This is a genomic window from Nonomuraea sp. NPDC050451 (assembly GCF_044458585.1).
In genome coordinates, this window is record NZ_JBITHZ010000001.1 from 634,841 (window position 1) to 649,622 (window position 14,782).

General features: G+C 71.1%; 12 protein-coding genes. 10 read left to right on the forward strand and 2 right to left on the reverse strand.

Going from position 1 to position 14,782, the window contains the following annotated elements; genetic code table 11:
• Window positions 1–98: 98 nt before the first annotated feature.
• The 7 genes from ACIBI9_RS02850 to ACIBI9_RS02880 all read left to right on the forward strand — a co-directional run bounded on the left by ACIBI9_RS02850 (window position 99) and on the right by ACIBI9_RS02880 (window position 7,421).
• A complete protein-coding gene (locus tag ACIBI9_RS02850) occupies window positions 99–764 on the forward strand; it encodes a cell division protein FtsQ/DivIB (protein ID WP_397220211.1) in 666 nt (221 codons plus the stop codon).
• A gap of 325 nt (window positions 765–1,089) precedes the next feature.
• Window positions 1,090–2,574, forward strand: coding sequence for a cell division protein FtsZ (gene ftsZ / locus ACIBI9_RS02855; protein WP_397220212.1), 1,485 nt, complete (start codon window positions 1,090–1,092; stop codon window positions 2,572–2,574).
• Window positions 2,575–2,672: 98 nt separating this feature from the next.
• Window positions 2,673–3,365, forward strand: coding sequence for a YggS family pyridoxal phosphate-dependent enzyme (locus ACIBI9_RS02860; RefSeq protein ID WP_397220213.1), 693 nt, complete (start codon window positions 2,673–2,675; stop codon window positions 3,363–3,365).
• Window positions 3,366–3,504: 139 nt separating this feature from the next.
• Window positions 3,505–4,005, forward strand: coding sequence for a cell division protein SepF (locus ACIBI9_RS02865; protein ID WP_397220214.1), 501 nt, complete (start codon window positions 3,505–3,507; stop codon window positions 4,003–4,005).
• A gap of 80 nt (window positions 4,006–4,085) precedes the next feature.
• A complete protein-coding gene (locus ACIBI9_RS02870; RefSeq protein WP_350729181.1) occupies window positions 4,086–4,373 on the forward strand; it encodes a YggT family protein in 288 nt (95 codons plus the stop codon).
• Window positions 4,374–4,479: 106 nt separating this feature from the next.
• Window positions 4,480–5,352, forward strand: coding sequence for a DivIVA domain-containing protein (locus ACIBI9_RS02875; RefSeq protein WP_364832558.1), 873 nt, complete (start codon window positions 4,480–4,482; stop codon window positions 5,350–5,352).
• 41 nt (window positions 5,353–5,393) lie between these two features.
• The gene (locus tag ACIBI9_RS02880) at window positions 5,394–7,421 is read left to right on the forward strand and encodes a hypothetical protein (protein ID WP_397220215.1); all 2,028 of its coding nucleotides are present in this window, start codon (window positions 5,394–5,396) and stop codon (window positions 7,419–7,421) included.
• Between the two features lie 580 nt (window positions 7,422–8,001).
• Here ACIBI9_RS02880 and ileS read toward each other — a convergent pair.
• Complete coding sequence (gene ileS / locus ACIBI9_RS02885; protein WP_397220216.1) at window positions 8,002–11,148, reverse strand: isoleucine--tRNA ligase; 3,147 nt, start codon at window positions 11,146–11,148, stop codon at window positions 8,002–8,004.
• 453 nt (window positions 11,149–11,601) lie between these two features.
• On the opposite strand from ileS, the gene ACIBI9_RS02890 reads away from it, so the two are divergent.
• The 3 genes from ACIBI9_RS02890 to ACIBI9_RS02900 are packed head-to-tail and all read left to right on the forward strand — an operon-like array spanning window position 11,602 to window position 13,467.
• Window positions 11,602–11,991 carry a TraR/DksA C4-type zinc finger protein gene (locus ACIBI9_RS02890; protein ID WP_355364900.1) on the forward strand — a complete coding sequence of 130 codons (390 nt, stop codon included), beginning with the start codon at window positions 11,602–11,604 and terminating at the stop codon, window positions 11,989–11,991.
• Window positions 11,955–12,545 (forward strand): signal peptidase II, encoded by a 591-nt coding sequence (gene lspA / locus ACIBI9_RS02895; RefSeq protein ID WP_397220217.1) that lies wholly within the window; start codon window positions 11,955–11,957, stop codon window positions 12,543–12,545. The genes ACIBI9_RS02890 and lspA overlap by 37 nt, the downstream gene beginning before the upstream one ends.
• On the forward strand, window positions 12,538–13,467 hold the full coding sequence (locus tag ACIBI9_RS02900) for an RluA family pseudouridine synthase (RefSeq protein ID WP_397220218.1): 930 nt from the start codon (window positions 12,538–12,540) through the stop codon (window positions 13,465–13,467). The genes lspA and ACIBI9_RS02900 overlap by 8 nt, the downstream gene beginning before the upstream one ends.
• Window positions 13,468–13,479: 12 nt before the next feature.
• Here ACIBI9_RS02900 and ACIBI9_RS02905 read toward each other — a convergent pair whose 3' ends face one another.
• The gene (locus tag ACIBI9_RS02905; RefSeq protein WP_397220219.1) at window positions 13,480–14,775 is read right to left on the reverse strand and encodes a protein kinase; all 1,296 of its coding nucleotides are present in this window, start codon (window positions 14,773–14,775) and stop codon (window positions 13,480–13,482) included.
• Window positions 14,776–14,782 lie beyond the last annotated feature (7 nt).

Sequence of the window (14,782 nt, forward strand, 5' to 3'; positions counted from 1 at the left end):
GCGTTTGGGCGTGGCGCGCGGGTGCCGGGGCGCGCGTCGGCGTAGGTTCTGTGCCGACGCTCCGGGGCCGAGACCCCGGGGCCGGCATGGGGAGGGCGATGAAGGCGAGGACGGCGTTCCTGGGGCTGCTGACGGCCGGAGTGGTGGGCACGGCCGCCTGGCTGGTGTTCTTCTCGCCCGTGCTGGGCGTGCGCTCGATCGAGATCGTGGGAAATCTCACAGTGCCGAGCGAGCGCATCAAGCAGCAGGCCGGCGTGCCGGACCTCCATCCTCTCGCCACCGTCAACCTCGCCGACGTCGAAAGCCGCGTCCTGGGCATCAGACAGCTCGCCAAGGCGAAGGTCGACCGGATCTGGCCGGGCACCCTCAAGATCGAAGTGGTCGAGCGCGAGCCCGTCGCGGCGATCCCCGCGGGCGGCAAGGTGGCGATCGTCGACAAGCAGGGCGTCGTGATCGAGGTCAAGTCCGCGGCGCCGCCCATGCTGCCGCTGCTCAAGGTCGACAACCCCGCCGTCGGCGACCCGGCCATGATGGCGGCGCTGCAGGTCATCCAGGCGGTCCCGGCCGTACTGGCGCCCAAGGTCAGGGAAGTGCGCGCGGGGACGGCCGAGGGCGTGACCCTGCTGCTGTCCGACGGGCGCACGGTCATCTGGGGCGGGGCCGACCGGCCCAAGGAGAAGGCCCGCATTCTCACATCGCTGCTCAAACGCGAAAAAGCCACGGTGTACGACGTCAGCTCCCCGGACGTGGTGACGCTCAAGTGATCAAGACTGGGCAAGTGCGCGGCAACGGCATCGCCCAGCTTGTGCGAGGTGGGGGTCGCGCCGTGAGAGCCTTAAGTCGTACGTCGGGCAGAGGAGCCCCCGACCAGGCGCGACTTCGGAGCGAAACGGACAGCCCGCGACACGCCGGACGTGCTTGCGGCGCGGTTAGTTGACCCGCCAGGTAGGGGACTCCTACTGTCCGTATCAATCCTCAGGTTGACATAAATCTAAATCTCAACCTGAGGTTGAGAGTTACCCGAAGTGACAAAAAGCGGAGACAATCCGCACCGAAATGGCAAGTCAACGAGCGGAAAGGCCCCTCGTCGTGGCAGCACCGCAGAACTACCTCGCGGTCATCAAGGTCGTCGGCATCGGCGGCGGCGGAGTCAACGCCGTCAACCGGATGATCGAGGAGGGACTCAAGGGCGTCGAGTTCATCGCCATCAACACCGACGCCCAGGCGCTGCTGATGAGTGACGCCGATGTGAAACTCGACGTGGGCCGTGAGCTCACGCGCGGACTGGGCGCGGGCGCCAACCCCGACGTGGGGCGCAAGGCGGCCGAGGACCACCGCGAGGAGATCGAGGAGGTCCTCAAGGGGGCCGACATGGTCTTCGTCACGGCCGGCGAGGGTGGCGGCACCGGCACGGGTGGCGCGCCCGTCGTGGCCAACATCGCCCGGTCGCTCGGCGCGCTCACCATCGGCGTCGTGACCAGGCCGTTCAGCTTCGAGGGCCGGCGCAGGGCCATGCAGGCCGAGGCCGGCATCGAGACGCTGCGCGACGAGGTCGACACGCTGATCGTGATCCCCAACGACCGCCTGCTTTCGATCTCCGACCGGCAGGTGAGCGTGCTCGACGCCTTCAAGGCGGCGGACCAGGTGCTGCTGTCCGGTGTCCAGGGCATCACCGACCTGATCACCACCCCAGGTCTGATCAACCTCGACTTCGCCGACGTCAAGTCGGTCATGTCGGGCGCCGGCTCGGCCCTCATGGGCATCGGCCACGCGCGCGGCGACGACCGTTCGGTGGCGGCGGCCGAGATGGCGGTCTCCAGCCCGCTGCTGGAGGCCAGCATCGACGGCGCCCACGGCGTGCTGCTGTCGATCGCGGGCGGCTCCGACCTCGGTCTGTTCGAGATCAACGAGGCCGCGCAGCTCGTGTCCATGGCGGCCGCGCCCGACGCCAACATCATCTTCGGTACGGTCATCGACGACGCGCTCGGCGACGAGGTCCGCGTGACGGTGATCGCGGCCGGATTCGACGACGTACCGCCCCCGGTGGAGAAGCCGTTGCCCCGTCCGGCGAGCCGTCCCGCCGCCCCGCCGGCGCCGCCCGCGTCGTCCCCTGTGCGGCCGAGCGTCGCGTCCCCCAGCGTGAAGTCGGAGCAGCCCGCGCTGCGCCCTGAGCCGCGCGCTGAGGTGCGTCCGGAGCCGCGTGCGGACTTCCGGCCCGATCCGCGCCCCGAATTCCGTCCTGAGCCCCGTCCGGAGCCGCGGGCCGAGTTCAGGGCCGACCCCCGTCCGGAGCCGCGCGCGGAGTTCAGGGCGGATCCCCGCCCGGAGCCCCGTCCCGAGCCGCCGCGCCCGGAGCCGGTGCGCCCGGTGGAGTCGGCGCAGATCCCCGGGCCCGTCGACGACGAGCCGCCGGCCGACGAGCCGTCCGGCCCCGTCTCCATCCCCCGGCCCACGCCCGAGCCCGCCAACCCTCCCACGCCCATCACCTCCCGCATGTCGGAGCCCGCCAAACGTCCTCGGGTGATCTTCGAGGAACAGGAAGAGGAGCTCGACGTCCCCGACTTCCTCAAATAGCCCGGTAGCCTGACGCCGCTCCCCGGCAGGGATCCGGGAGCGGCGCCGTCGTGCGTGAGAGGCGTACCGCACGGGCGTGTAGTGAAAGGGAGAGCCACGTGAGAAGGGACGAGATCGCGGCCGGGCTCGCCGAGGTCGACACGCGCATCGCGGCGGCCTGTCGCGCGGTGGGGCGCGACCGCGGCGAGGTCACGCTGATCGCCGTCACCAAGACCCGCCCGGCCGAGGACGTGCGGATCCTCGCCGAGCTGGGCGTGCGCGACGTCGGCGAAAACCGGGACCAGGAGGCCGCGCCCAAGGCGCACGAGCTCGCGGACCTGCCGCTGACGTGGCATTTCGTCGGCCAGCTCCAGACCAACAAGGTCCGTTCCGTCGTCGAGTACGCCGATGTGATCCACTCCGTCGACCGGCTGCGGCTGGTGGAGGCGATCAGCAAGGAGGCGGTGCGCCAGGGTCGCAGGGTCGGCTGCCTCATCCAGGTCGCGCTCGACGACGACCCCGACAGGGGCGGCGCCCGCGGCGCGGAGGTGCTGGAGCTGGCCGACGAGGTGGCGCTGGCCGAGGGTCTGTGGCTGGGCGGCGTCATGGCGGTGGCGCCGCTGGGGGAGGAGCCCGCCAAGGCTTTCGCCAGGTTGCGCGACGTGGCCACGCGCCTGGAGGAGCAGCACCCGCGGGCCACGATGATTTCGGCCGGTATGAGCGAGGACCTCACCGAAGCCATCGCGTACGGCGCGACACACGTGCGGGTCGGTACGGCGTTGCTCGGTCGTCGCAAGCCCTTCGTCAGGTAATGTCCCCTCAAGTGGGTCTTCAGGCCCATGACCAAGTAGAGGTCGATCAGCGGTGAGCTCCAAGGGGGTACGGCTACCGCCTCGGGATCCGGCGACGGGCTCGAGCGAGTGCGACCGTGAGCAGGAGGACGACGTAGCGATGGCCGGCGCGATGCGCAAGATGGCGGTCTACCTCGGTCTCGTGGAGGACGACCGCTACGAGAGGTACGAAACCTACCCGGACGAGTACGCCTACGAGGACGAGGTGCAGCGGACCGGCGACGAGCGGCCCGTAGCGGTCCAGGACCGCGACGACGAGCCCGAGGCAGGGGTGCCCGCGCCCAGGCCCGCCACGACGATCCTGGAGCGCCGCACGACCGATCTGGCCCGCATCACGACGCTCCACCCCCGGACGTACAACGAGGCGCGTACCATCGGAGAGCACTTCCGAGACGGCACCCCGGTCATCATGAATCTGACCGAGATGGTCGACAGCGACGCCAAGCGTCTTGTCGATTTCGCGGCAGGTCTGGTCTTTGGCCTACATGGCAGCATTGAACGTGTTACCAACAAGGTGTTCCTGTTGTCCCCTGCCAATGTCGAGGTGACCGCCGAGGACAAGGCTCGAATCGCGGAACGCGGGTTCTTCAACCAGAGTTAGAGTCTCTGTATGTCTATCGCACCCAACCGGGTCTCGCCGAGACCGGGAAGGCGCATCAGGAGTGGAGGCGCGGCCGGGCCGTGGGGATCGTCAGTCAGATCTTGGTCGTAGTCCTGTCTCTCTACCTGGTGCTGCTCATCGGCAGAATGATCTTCGAGACGGTCCAGGCTTTCGCCCGTCAGTGGCGCCCGTCCGGCATCGTCCTGGTGCTGGCCGAGGCCACTTACACCGCAACTGACCCACCTCTCAAGTTCCTCCGCCGTTTCATTCCCCCGCTCCGGTTGGGTACGGTGGCCTTTGACCTAAGCTTCACTGTCCTGTTCATCGCCGTGCTGCTGCTGATCCAGATCGTGGGGATGCTGCGATGACGGGGGCAGTGTGGCGCAGGTCGTGATCCAACTCGTGTCCGCGCTGAAGTGATTCGGGTTACCGTCCCTCCGGACAGACTCCAAAGCGCGCCAAGGAGACCAAAAAATGCCGCTGACGCCCGCTGATGTGCGGAACAAGCAGTTCAGTACCACCCGGCTGCGGCCGGGCTACGACGAGGAAGAGGTCGACGCCTTCCTCGACGAGGTGGAGGCTGAGCTCGACCGTCTGATCCAAGAGAACGAAGAGCTCCGCGCCAAGCTGGCCGAGTGCCTGCGGGGGAAGGTGCCTGGCGGCATGAACATGCCCATGGCCTCCGCCCCGGTCCAGGAGCAGCCCAAGCCCGAGATGATGGCTCCGCCGCCCCAGCCGGAGCCCATGCGCGCCCCCGAGCCGCCGCCTGTGCAGCAGCCGGTCCCCGTCGCCATGAACATGCCTCCCGCCGAGGACAACATGGACACCGCGGCCCGCGTGCTCGCCCTCGCCCAGCAGACCGCCGACCAGGCGATCTCCGACGCCCGCCGGGAGGCGGACGAGACGGTCACCCGCGCCCGCCGCGAGGCCGACGAGATCCTCACCAAGGCCCGCCGCCAGGCCGAGCAGGTCATCGGCGACGCCCGCGCCCGCGCCGAGACGCTCGAGCGCGACGCGCAGGAGCGCCACCGCCAGGCGATGGGCTCGCTGGTGCAGACCCGCGACGAGCTCGAGCGCAAGGTCGAGGAGCTGCGCAGCTTCGAGCGCGAATACCGCAGCAGGCTCAAGCTCTACCTGGAAAACCAGCTCGCCGAGCTCAACGTCTCCGCTGAGGGCAGCGGTGGGTTCCCGGTGATGTCCGGTGGTCCGACGGGTCAGGCTCCCGCCATGTCGCACGCCGTGTCGCAGGGCCAGCCGCCTCTTCCCGGTGGTCCCAGCCCGTTCGGCGGCGAGGCCCCGCAGGGTGCCTTCCCCGGCGGTGACGGTCCTCACAACGACCGCCGGTAAAGTAGCGGGTCACTAGGACCTGTCACTCGAAAGAGCCCCCTGTGATCCTTATCAGTGCTGGTTTGGTGCTCGCGGCGGTCGTGTTGCTGATCGCGGGCTTCGTACTGGCTAAGCCGTTCCTGATCATGTGGTCCATCGTGGTCAGCGTGCTGTCCGCGCTGTTCCTCGTGATCGGGGCGTTCCTGCGGCGAAACGAGCTTTTTCCCGGTGGTGGGCAGGCCGCTGCGCCGGCCACCCCCCCGAAAGGGCTCATGCCGCCGGGCCCAGGCTCGCCGTACAACCAGACCGGCCCCGTGGGTCACCAGCCCCCACCGCGACCCCATCCGCATTCGCAGGCGCCACAGCGGACGGCGACCGTTCCCGCCGCCGCACCCCGCCGCCCCGCGGCGAGCGGCATCTCGCCGGATGCGATCGTGTTGGTGATCCCCGGACGCAAGCGCTACCACGTGTCCGGCTGCCGGCAGCTGAGCGGCCGGGACAGCGAGGAGCTCACGTACGAGGAGGCACGCGAGGAGGGCTTCACGCCCTGCACGACGTGCCTGCCTGACGCCGCGCTCGGCGGACGGCAGCTGCCGCCTGCCGCCGACCCCGAGCCCGTCGTCCCCCCCGGCGCCGCCGTCACGGCGGCGAGCCGGGCGGAAGACTCCGCAGAGACCCGCGACGTACGTCCGCCGGTCGCCCCGCCGAAGCCTGCCGCGAAGGCTTCCACCCCCGACCCGGAGCCCGCCTCCCGCGAGGAAGGCGCCACCGCGTGGTTCGGCCGCCCCTCCACCTCCGCCGCCGAATCGGATGACGACCAGGCGGACGCGGAGACCTCATATTTCCGGCCGCCGCCTTCCGCGCGCAGGCCCGGCTCGCCCTCCGCCTCCCCGGAAGGCCCCGCCATGGGCGCCTCGGGCAAGGCCGGAGCACCCGCGGCCAAGCCTTCGCAGCGCACCGGCTCGCCGGAACAGCCCGGCACCAAGCCCGGCCAGTCCACCACCTCGCCCGAGAAGTCCGGCACCAGGCCCGGCCAGTCCACGGGCACACCCCGGCCGTCCGGCACCAAGCCCGGCCAGCCGAGTGGCACGTCCGAGCAGCCCGGCCGATCTGGCGAAAAGCCGGGGCAGGCGGGCGGCCCGTCGTCGAAGCCGGGGCAGGCCGGTGGCCCGTCGTCGGGCGCGAAGCCGGGATCGACCGGTGCCCGGCCGGGACAGCCCGCCGGTGGGTCGTCTTCGGGCGTGACCGACGACGATTCCTCGGGGCCTGCCACGGCGCCGCAGCCGCGCGTGTCCTCTTCCGGGGCGCCTGCTCGCCCAGGACCCTCGGGTGGGGCTTCGGGGCCGTCACAGCGTCCTTCTGGGGCCGCCAAGACGCCTGCCACGGCGGGGGAGAGCGCGACGGTGCCGGAGCGGCCCGCGTCCTCCGCCGAGTCGGAAGCCAAGCCCAAGGGCCCGCTGCCTCCTGGCCCCGGCACGACCGCCGGCCGCCCTGCCAGCACGGGCCCAGCAGCCACCAAGCCTTCGAAGACGGGAAAGTCCACTCCCGACCGTCCCTCCGGCTCCGATCGCCCGTCCGGCTCCGACCGGCCGTCTGCCTCTGAGCGGCCGTCTGCCGCGAGTGCCCCGGCCAAGCCGGGCGCGCCCGGCGGCGCGAGCCCCAAGCCCGGGACCTCCGGCACCGGCGGGCCTGCCGCCTCGGGGGCGAAGTCCGGTACGGCGACGGGTTCGACGTCCGGATCCTCGGGCTCGGGCTCCAAGGGCGACGCCACTTCCACCAAGCCTGATGCCCCCAAGGGCGAGGGGAGCGGCTCGGCGCCCAAGCCCGGTGCCCCGGCCAAGCCTGAGGCTTCCGGCTCGGCCAAGGCCGGCGACAAGCCCACCGGCTCCTCGGGTGGCGCTGAGGGCAAGGGCGAGGGTTCTGGCACGGTGAAGGTCATCATCGGCACCCGCCGCTACCACAGCACCGCCTGCCCGTTGATCAGGGGGGCGGGGGATTCGGGTGTGGAGACGATGACGCTCGCCGCGGCCGAGGCGGCCGGGCTGACGAGCTGCTCGGTGTGCCAGCACGACCGCGAAACGGTGAGCTGAGCGCACGCCTTCCGGCCTGACCCGAGCAAGGCCCTGTACGCCTGCGACGGCACCCATCCGAAGCAGGCAGCGACTCTACGCACCTGCGGCGGCCGCCGGTTTCACGCAGAGGGCGACTCTGTGTACCTGCGGCGGCTGCTGGTCTCATAAGGGTGGCTCTGCGTGCCCGCGACGGCGCCGGTCCCGCGTGGGCGGTGGCTCTGCGTGCCTGTGACGGCTGCTGGTCCTGCGTGGGTCCGCTCCAGGTGCTCGGCGGCGCCGGTCGCGCCTGGGTAACGCGCCATGCAGCCGTGAAGGGCTGGCAGTTCGCGGGTGGGGCGGGCAGGTCGCCATACCGCACCAGGGGCTGGGCGGCACGCTCCCTGCGGGTGGCACGCTCCCCGTGGGTGGCGCGATCCCTGTGGGCGGTCCGCTCCGCCACGCCAGGCGCTGGGAAGCGCGGTGAAGCCGTACTCCGGAGGAGGCGGTGGAGCGGGCCGTAAGGCGCGGCCCGCCGTGGGAGTGGGCGGTGGGGCGGCCCGCCGCGGGAGTGGGCGGTGGGGCGGGCCGTGAGGGCGCGCCCCACCGCGGGGATGGTGCGTCAGGCGCGGCGGAGGTGGAAGGTCAGGGACAGGTCCTCGTCCGTGTGGGACGGGAGGTCCGGTGCCGTGCCCTCCGTGACCGTCGTCGCCAGGACCTCCTCCGCCACCACGTGCCCCTCGGTGCGCAGGGCCGCGGCGAGCTCGGGGGAGGACGTGGACCACCACAGGTCGATGCGGTCCGTGATCGACAGGCCGGTCGACTTGCGGGCGTCCTGGACCAGGCGGATGACCTCGCGCAGGAGGCCGGCGCGGCGCAGCTCGTCGGTGAGCTCCAGGTCCAGGGCCACCGTCTCGCCGGTGCCGGTGCCGATGGCGCCCGTCTCCACCGCCCAGCCCGAGCGGGGCTGCTCGTTGACGATCACGTCGTCCGGGCCGAGCATGATCTCGCCCAGCTCGTCCGCCTCCACCATGACCGTGGATCCCGAGCGCAGGGCCCGGGCCACGCGGGTGGCATCGGCGGCGGCCACCGCGGCCGCGACGAGCTTGGTCTGGGAGCCGAAGCGCTTGCCCAGGGCCCGGAAGTTGGGCTTGACCGAGTAAGTCACGAGATCGGCGCTAAATCCGGACATGTCTTCCAGGGAGTGGACGTTCAGCTCGTCCGCCACCAGACCCCGGAGCTCTCCGGGCAGCGACGGCCAGCCGTGCGCCCCGACCAGGGCCCGGCGCAGCGGCTGGCGGGTCTTGACGCCCGACGAGGCGCGGGCCGAGCGGCCCAGCTCCACCAGGCGGCGCACGAGGGCCATCTGGTCGGACAGCACCGGGTCCAGCAGGTCCTCGCGCACCTCCGGCCAGGCGGCCAGGTGCACCGAGGAGGGCGCCTCGGGGGAGCGCAGGACGTCCCAGAGGTAGTCGGTGATGAACGGCGTGACGGGGGCCATCAGCCGCGTCACCGTCTCCAGGCACTCGTAGAGCGTCGCGAACGCCTCCGGCGACCCCTGCCAGAACCGGCGGCGCGAGCGGCGCACGTACCAGTTGGACAGGTCGTCGAGGAAGTCCGCCAGGCGGCGGCCCGCGCGCTGGGTGTCGTACTCGTCCAGCGACGCCGTGACCTCGGTCACCGTCCGGTGCAGCTCGGCCAGCACCCAGCGGTCGAGCAGCGGGCGCTCGGCGGCGGGCGTGGCCTGCGCGAGCATGGACGGCGACCAGGACTCGGCGTTGGCGTAGAGGGTGAAGAACGACGAGGTGTTCCAGAGCGTCAGCAGGACCTTGCGGACGATCTCCTCGAGCGTGTTGTGACCCACCCGGCGGGACGCCCAGGGCGAGCCCGAGCAGGCCATGAACCACCGCAGGGCGTCGGCCCCGTGCTGGTCCATCAGCGGGATCGGCTCGAGGATGTTGCCCAGGTGCTTGCTCATCTTGCGGCCGTCCTCGGCGAGGATGAGGCCGAGGCAGAGCACGTTCTCGTAGGAGGACTGGCCGAAGACCAGCGTGCCGACGGCCATCAGCGAGTAGAACCAGCCGCGCGTCTGGTCGGTGGCCTCGCAGATGAACTGCGCCGGGTAGACGCCCTCCGGCTTGCCGCGCTCGCCCCACTGGGCGAACGGCATGGAGCCGGAGTCGTACCAGGCGTCGATGACGTCCGGCACGCGGCGCGCGAGGGCGCCGCACGACGGGCAGTCGAAGCTCACGTCGTCCACGTACGGGCGGTGCGGGTCGAGCGCCGAGACGTCCTGGCCCGCCAGCCCGCTCAGCTCCTCCAGCGAGCCGACGCACGTCACGTGGGACTCGTCCGCCGAGCACACCCACAGCGGCAGCGGCGTGCCCCAGTAGCGCGAGCGCGACAGCGACCAGTCGACGTTGTTGCGCAGCCACTCGCCGAACCGGCCCCACTTGATCGTCTCGGGGAACCAGCTGGTGCCGGCGTTCTCGGCCAGCATCTTGTCCTTGACCGCGGTGGTGCGGATGTACCAGGAGGGGAGCGCGTAGTAGAGCAGCGGGGTGTGGCAGCGCCAGCAGTGCGGGTAGCTGTGCTCGAAGTGGCCGCCGCGGTACAGCAGCCCGCGGGCGCGCAGGTCCTCGGTCAGCTCCTCGTCGGCGTCCTTGAAGAACCGGCCGCCGACCATGGGCACGTCGTCGAGGAAGCGGCCGTCGGGGCCGATCGGGTTGACGACGGGCATGTCGTACTGCCTGATCACGGCCATGTCGTCGGCGCCGAAGGCCGGGGCCTGGTGGACCAGGCCGGTGCCGTCCTCGACCGTGACGTACTCGCCGAGCACGACGTAGTGGGCGCCGGGGATGTCGACCAGGTCGAACGGGCGGGAGTACGCGGTGTGCTCCAGCTCGCGGCCCGTGTAGCGGGCCACCTCGGTCGCGCCCTCGCCGAGGACCGACAGCAGCGGCTCGGCGACCACCAGGACCTCGCCGTCCGCTGTGCGGGCCGCGACGTACGTCACGTCGGGGTGCACGGCGACGGCCGTGTTGGACACGAGGGTCCACGGCGTGGTCGTCCACACCAGCAGCGAGGCGCCCAGCTCGGCCGGCGGCCCGGAGGTCACCGGCATGCGGACGTAGACCGACGGGCTGGATACGGTCTCGTAGCCGCCGGGCTGGCCCAGCTCGTGGTCGGACAGCCCCGTGCCGCAGCGCGGGCAGTACGGCGTGATGCGGAAGTCGCGGAACAGCAGTCCCTTGTCCCAGATGACCTTCAGCGACCACCAGACCGACTCGATGTAGGACGGGTCCATGGTCCGGTACGCCTGGGACAGGTCGATCCAGTAGCCCATGCGCTCGGTCAGCTGCTCGAAGGCGTCGACGTGGCGCAGCACCGACTCGCGGCACTTGGCGTTGAACTCGGCGATGCCGTATTCCTCGATGTCCTTCTTGCCGGTCAGGCCCAGCTCGCGCTCCACGCCGACCTCGACGGGCAGGCCGTGGCAGTCCCAGCCGGCCTTGCGCGGGACGCTGAATCCGCGCATGGACTTGTAGCGCGGGAACAGGTCCTTGAACACCCGCGCCTCGACGTGGTGCACGCCGGGCAGGCCGTTCGCGGTGGGCGGGCCCTCGTAGAAGACCCAGGACGGGTTTCCGGAGTTCTGCTCCACGGAGCGCTCGAAGATCTTCCCGTCCCGCCAGCGGTCGAGGACCTCGCGCTCGAGCGCGGGCAGGTCGACCTGCGCGGGAAGAGAGCGGAAAGATGGGGAAGACATTTCGGGCGTGACCTCCACGCTTCGTCGGCCGGTAGGGCGAGCGTGAAGGGACGAAGCCACGCGGCTCCGCGGTACCACCCTTCTTGACCCCGCACGCGGGCGAGGCCCTCTTCGTTTGATCTGCAGCCGGGTCTAATGAGCTCTGGCGAGCCGTTCTTCCGGCGGCTCCGGGGTGATATCCCTCACAGTCGGGCCCCATCAACGCCTTGCAGTCTCAAACCATAACGCAGAGTGGAGCCGAAGGCTTCCTGGTTTCCCAAGGCGAGCCGCCCGCGGGGCCGTCGGTACGCAACCGACAAAGTTGCGGGAATGGACGCCCCTGTGGAGGAGTTTAATGCGCGAGGCGGGATAGTACGGGGGAGGTAAACCGTCCGGCGGGTCGTTTGCCGTTCCGTTATGTGGATCCTAAGCTGCCCGCACCATTTACGGCCTTGATCAGCAATGGAGGCAGCCATGGCGGCAGTCACGCAGACCGCTACACCTTCGATGTGGTCGCAAGAGGAGCTGGCCGAGGTACGCGGCAGGCTTCAGAGCGAGATCGACCAGCTCAACGCGGACATCCTCCGCCACGAGACGGAGATAGCCTCTGGAGACGTCACCCAGGGGGCGGGCGACGACCAGGCGGACGCCGGCGCGAAGACGTACGAGCGCGAACGCGAGATCGCCCTTACCCTGAATGCGCGCGATCTGGTCGCGCAGAACGAACGTGCGATCGCCAGGATCGACGCAGGGACCTATGGAGTGTGCGAATCGTGCCACAAGCCGATCGGCAAGGAACGCCTTCAGGCGTTCCCGAGGGCGACGCTGTGCGTGGCCTGCAAGCAGAAGGAGGAGCGTCGGTAGGCCGCCCCCGCGGGCGCCTGTTCGCCGTCCTCGTCGTGCTGGCGGCCGTGATCTACACGGCCGACCTCGTCACCAAGACGGTGGTGTTGCGCACACTCGAGGGCCAGGCGCCGCTCGTCGTCATCCAGGACGTGCTGCAGTTCCGGGTGATCTTCAATTCCGGTGCCGCGTTCAGCATCGGCACCGGAATGACCTTCGTCTTCACCTTGATCGCCGCGGGTGTGGTCGTCGCCATCGTGCGCACCGCCCGCAAGCTCGGCAGCCGGGCCTGGGCGGTCACGCTGGGGCTGCTGCTCGGCGGCGCGCTCGGCAACCTCACCGACCGGCTGCTGCGCTATCCCTCGGGGATCGGGCGCTCCACGCAGCTCCAGGGGCACGTCGTCGACTTCATCGAGGTGCTTCCCGGGCATTTCCCCGTCATTGACTACTTCCCCGTGTTCAACATCGCCGACTCGGCCATCGTCTGCGGCGGCATCCTGGCGGTGCTCCTGGCCTGGCGCAACGTGCAGATCGACGGGTCCAAGGAGCCGAAGGAGGTCGAGAAGGGTGAGTGAGCAGCGCAGCCTGCCCGTCCCCGACGGGCTGGAGGGCGAGCGGCTCGACGCCGCGATCTCGCGGTTGTTCGGCTTCTCCCGCACCCGCGCGGCCGAGCTGATCGGCGCGGGCGAGGTGCTGGTGGACGGCCGCCAGCCGGCCAAGTCCGACCGGGTGCACGCGGGCGCGTGGCTCGACGTGACGATGCCGCCGCCGGTCACCACGCCGATGCCGGTCGCCGAGCCGGTGCCGGGCATGACGGTCGTGTACGAGGACGACGACGTCATCGTGATCAACAAGCCGATCGGCGTGGCCGCCCACCCGACCGTCGGCTGGACGGGGCCGACCGTGATCGGCGGGCTGCTCGGGGCCGGTCACACGATCGCCACCAGCGGGGCCGCCGAGCGCCAGGGCATCGTGCACCGGCTCGACGCCAACACCACGGGGGCGATGGTGGTGGCCAAGAGCGAGGTCGCGTACTCGCGGCTCAAGCGGGCCTTCAAGGAGCGCACGGTCGACAAGCGCTACCACGCGCTGGTGCAGGGGCATCCCGACCCGTTCAGGGGCACGGTGGACGCGCCCATCGACCGCCACCCGTCCGGGGACGGGCGCTTCGCGGTGGTGGCCGGGGGCAAGCCGTCGATCACCCACTACGACACCGTCGAGGCGTTCCGCGCGGCCTCGCTGCTGGACATCAAGCTGGAGACCGGGCGCACGCACCAGATCAGGGTGCACATGGCGGCGCTGCGGCACCCCTGCGTCGGGGACCTGCTCTACGGGGCGGATCCGACGCTGGCGGCCCGGCTGGGGGTCACGCGGCAGTGGCTGCACGCGGTGGCGCTCGGGTTCGAGCACCCCACCACGGGCGACTGGATGTCGTTCAGCACGGACTATCCGCAGGACCTGCAGAAGGCACTGGACACCGTCCGCGCCGAGTCCTGACCGCCCCGGGGGCTACTCGTCGTTCTCGCTCCCCGGCTCCGACGGCTCGACCGAGTCCGGGCTCCGGGAAGGCGTGGTGTTGTCCCGGTCCTTCTTGCCGCTCGCGCTCGGCGTCGGCGTCCGGCTGGGGTTCTTCCGCTCGCCGGTCGGCGTGGGCTCCCGGGTGGGGTCCTTCCGCTCGCCGGTCGGCGTGCTGTGCCGGCCATCGACGACCGGCGGGGAGCTCTCGGGCGTGGAGGGCGCCGGAGCGAGCCGGGGGCCGGTGGACGAGGGGGCGGGATCCCCGGTGGAGGGCCCGGCGGTCACGACGGCCGGGGCGGGGCCCGGGCTGCGGGGCAGGTCCCGCGGCTGGCCGGACCACCAGGCCGCACCGCCCGTGACCGCCGCGACGACCAGGGCGCCGCCCGCGATCAGGGCCAGCGGCAGCGGGCGCCGCCCCCGCGGGGCAGCCGCGCCCGGCTCGGTGACGGGGCCCGTCCGCTCGGGGGCGCTGCCGGTCAGGATCGCGGCCAGCCGCTGCTCGGCCTCCTCCATCGACATGCGCTCGGCCGGGTTCTTGCGCAGCAGCCCGAGCAGTACGGGGCCGAGCACGCCCGAGCGGGCCAGCGGCTCCGGTTCAGCGTGCAGGACCGCGCCCAGCGTGGCCAGGGGGTTGTCCCGCTGGAAGGGTGAGCGCCCCTCGACCGCCATGTAGAGCGTCACGCCCAGCGACCACAGGTCGGAGGAGGGCTTGGCCTTGCCGCCCGCCGCGCGTTCCGGCGCCATGAACGCGGGGGTGCCGATCAGGACGCCCGTGCTCGTCACGGGTGCCTCGTCCTCCGTCGTGGCGATGCCGAAGTCGGTGAGCACCGCCCGGCCGTCCTCGGCCAGCAGCACGTTGTCCGGTTTGACGTCCCGGTGCAGCACGCCCGCCGCGTGCGCCGCGCGCAGCGCCTCGAGGAGCTGCAGCCCGATGTCCGCGGCCGTCATCGGGGACATGGGGCCGTCCTCGCGGATCAGCTCGCCCAGGGTACGGGAGCGGACGAGCTGCATGACGATCCACGGGTGACCGTGCTCCTCCAGGACGTCGTACACGGTGGCCACGCCCGGATGCGCCACCCGGCCGGCCGCCCTGGCCTCTCTGAACGTGCGTACGGCGAACACCTCGCGCTCGGGATCCGTCAGGTCGGGTGGCGGCAGGACCTCCTTGACCGCCACGTCCCGGCCCAGCACCTCGTCATGAGCCTGCCACACCGTGCCCATCCCGCCCCGACCGATCGTCCTGAGCAGCCGGTAACGCCCACCGACCATCTCTGTTGAATCGGACATGCACGGC

Coding starts and splice junctions, on each gene's coding strand:
- ACIBI9_RS02850 (WP_397220211.1), top strand. CDS start 99: ATGAAGGCGAGGACGGCGTTCCTGGGGCTGCTGACGGCCGGAGTGGTG.
- ACIBI9_RS02865 (WP_397220214.1), top strand. CDS start 3,505: ATGGCCGGCGCGATGCGCAAGATGGCGGTCTACCTCGGTCTCGTGGAG.
- ACIBI9_RS02875 (WP_364832558.1), top strand. CDS start 4,480: ATGCCGCTGACGCCCGCTGATGTGCGGAACAAGCAGTTCAGTACCACC.
- ileS (WP_397220216.1), bottom strand. CDS start 11,148: ATGTCTTCCCCATCTTTCCGCTCTCTTCCCGCGCAGGTCGACCTGCCC.
- ACIBI9_RS02890 (WP_355364900.1), top strand. CDS start 11,602: ATGGCGGCAGTCACGCAGACCGCTACACCTTCGATGTGGTCGCAAGAG.
- ACIBI9_RS02905 (WP_397220219.1), bottom strand. CDS start 14,775: ATGTCCGATTCAACAGAGATGGTCGGTGGGCGTTACCGGCTGCTCAGG.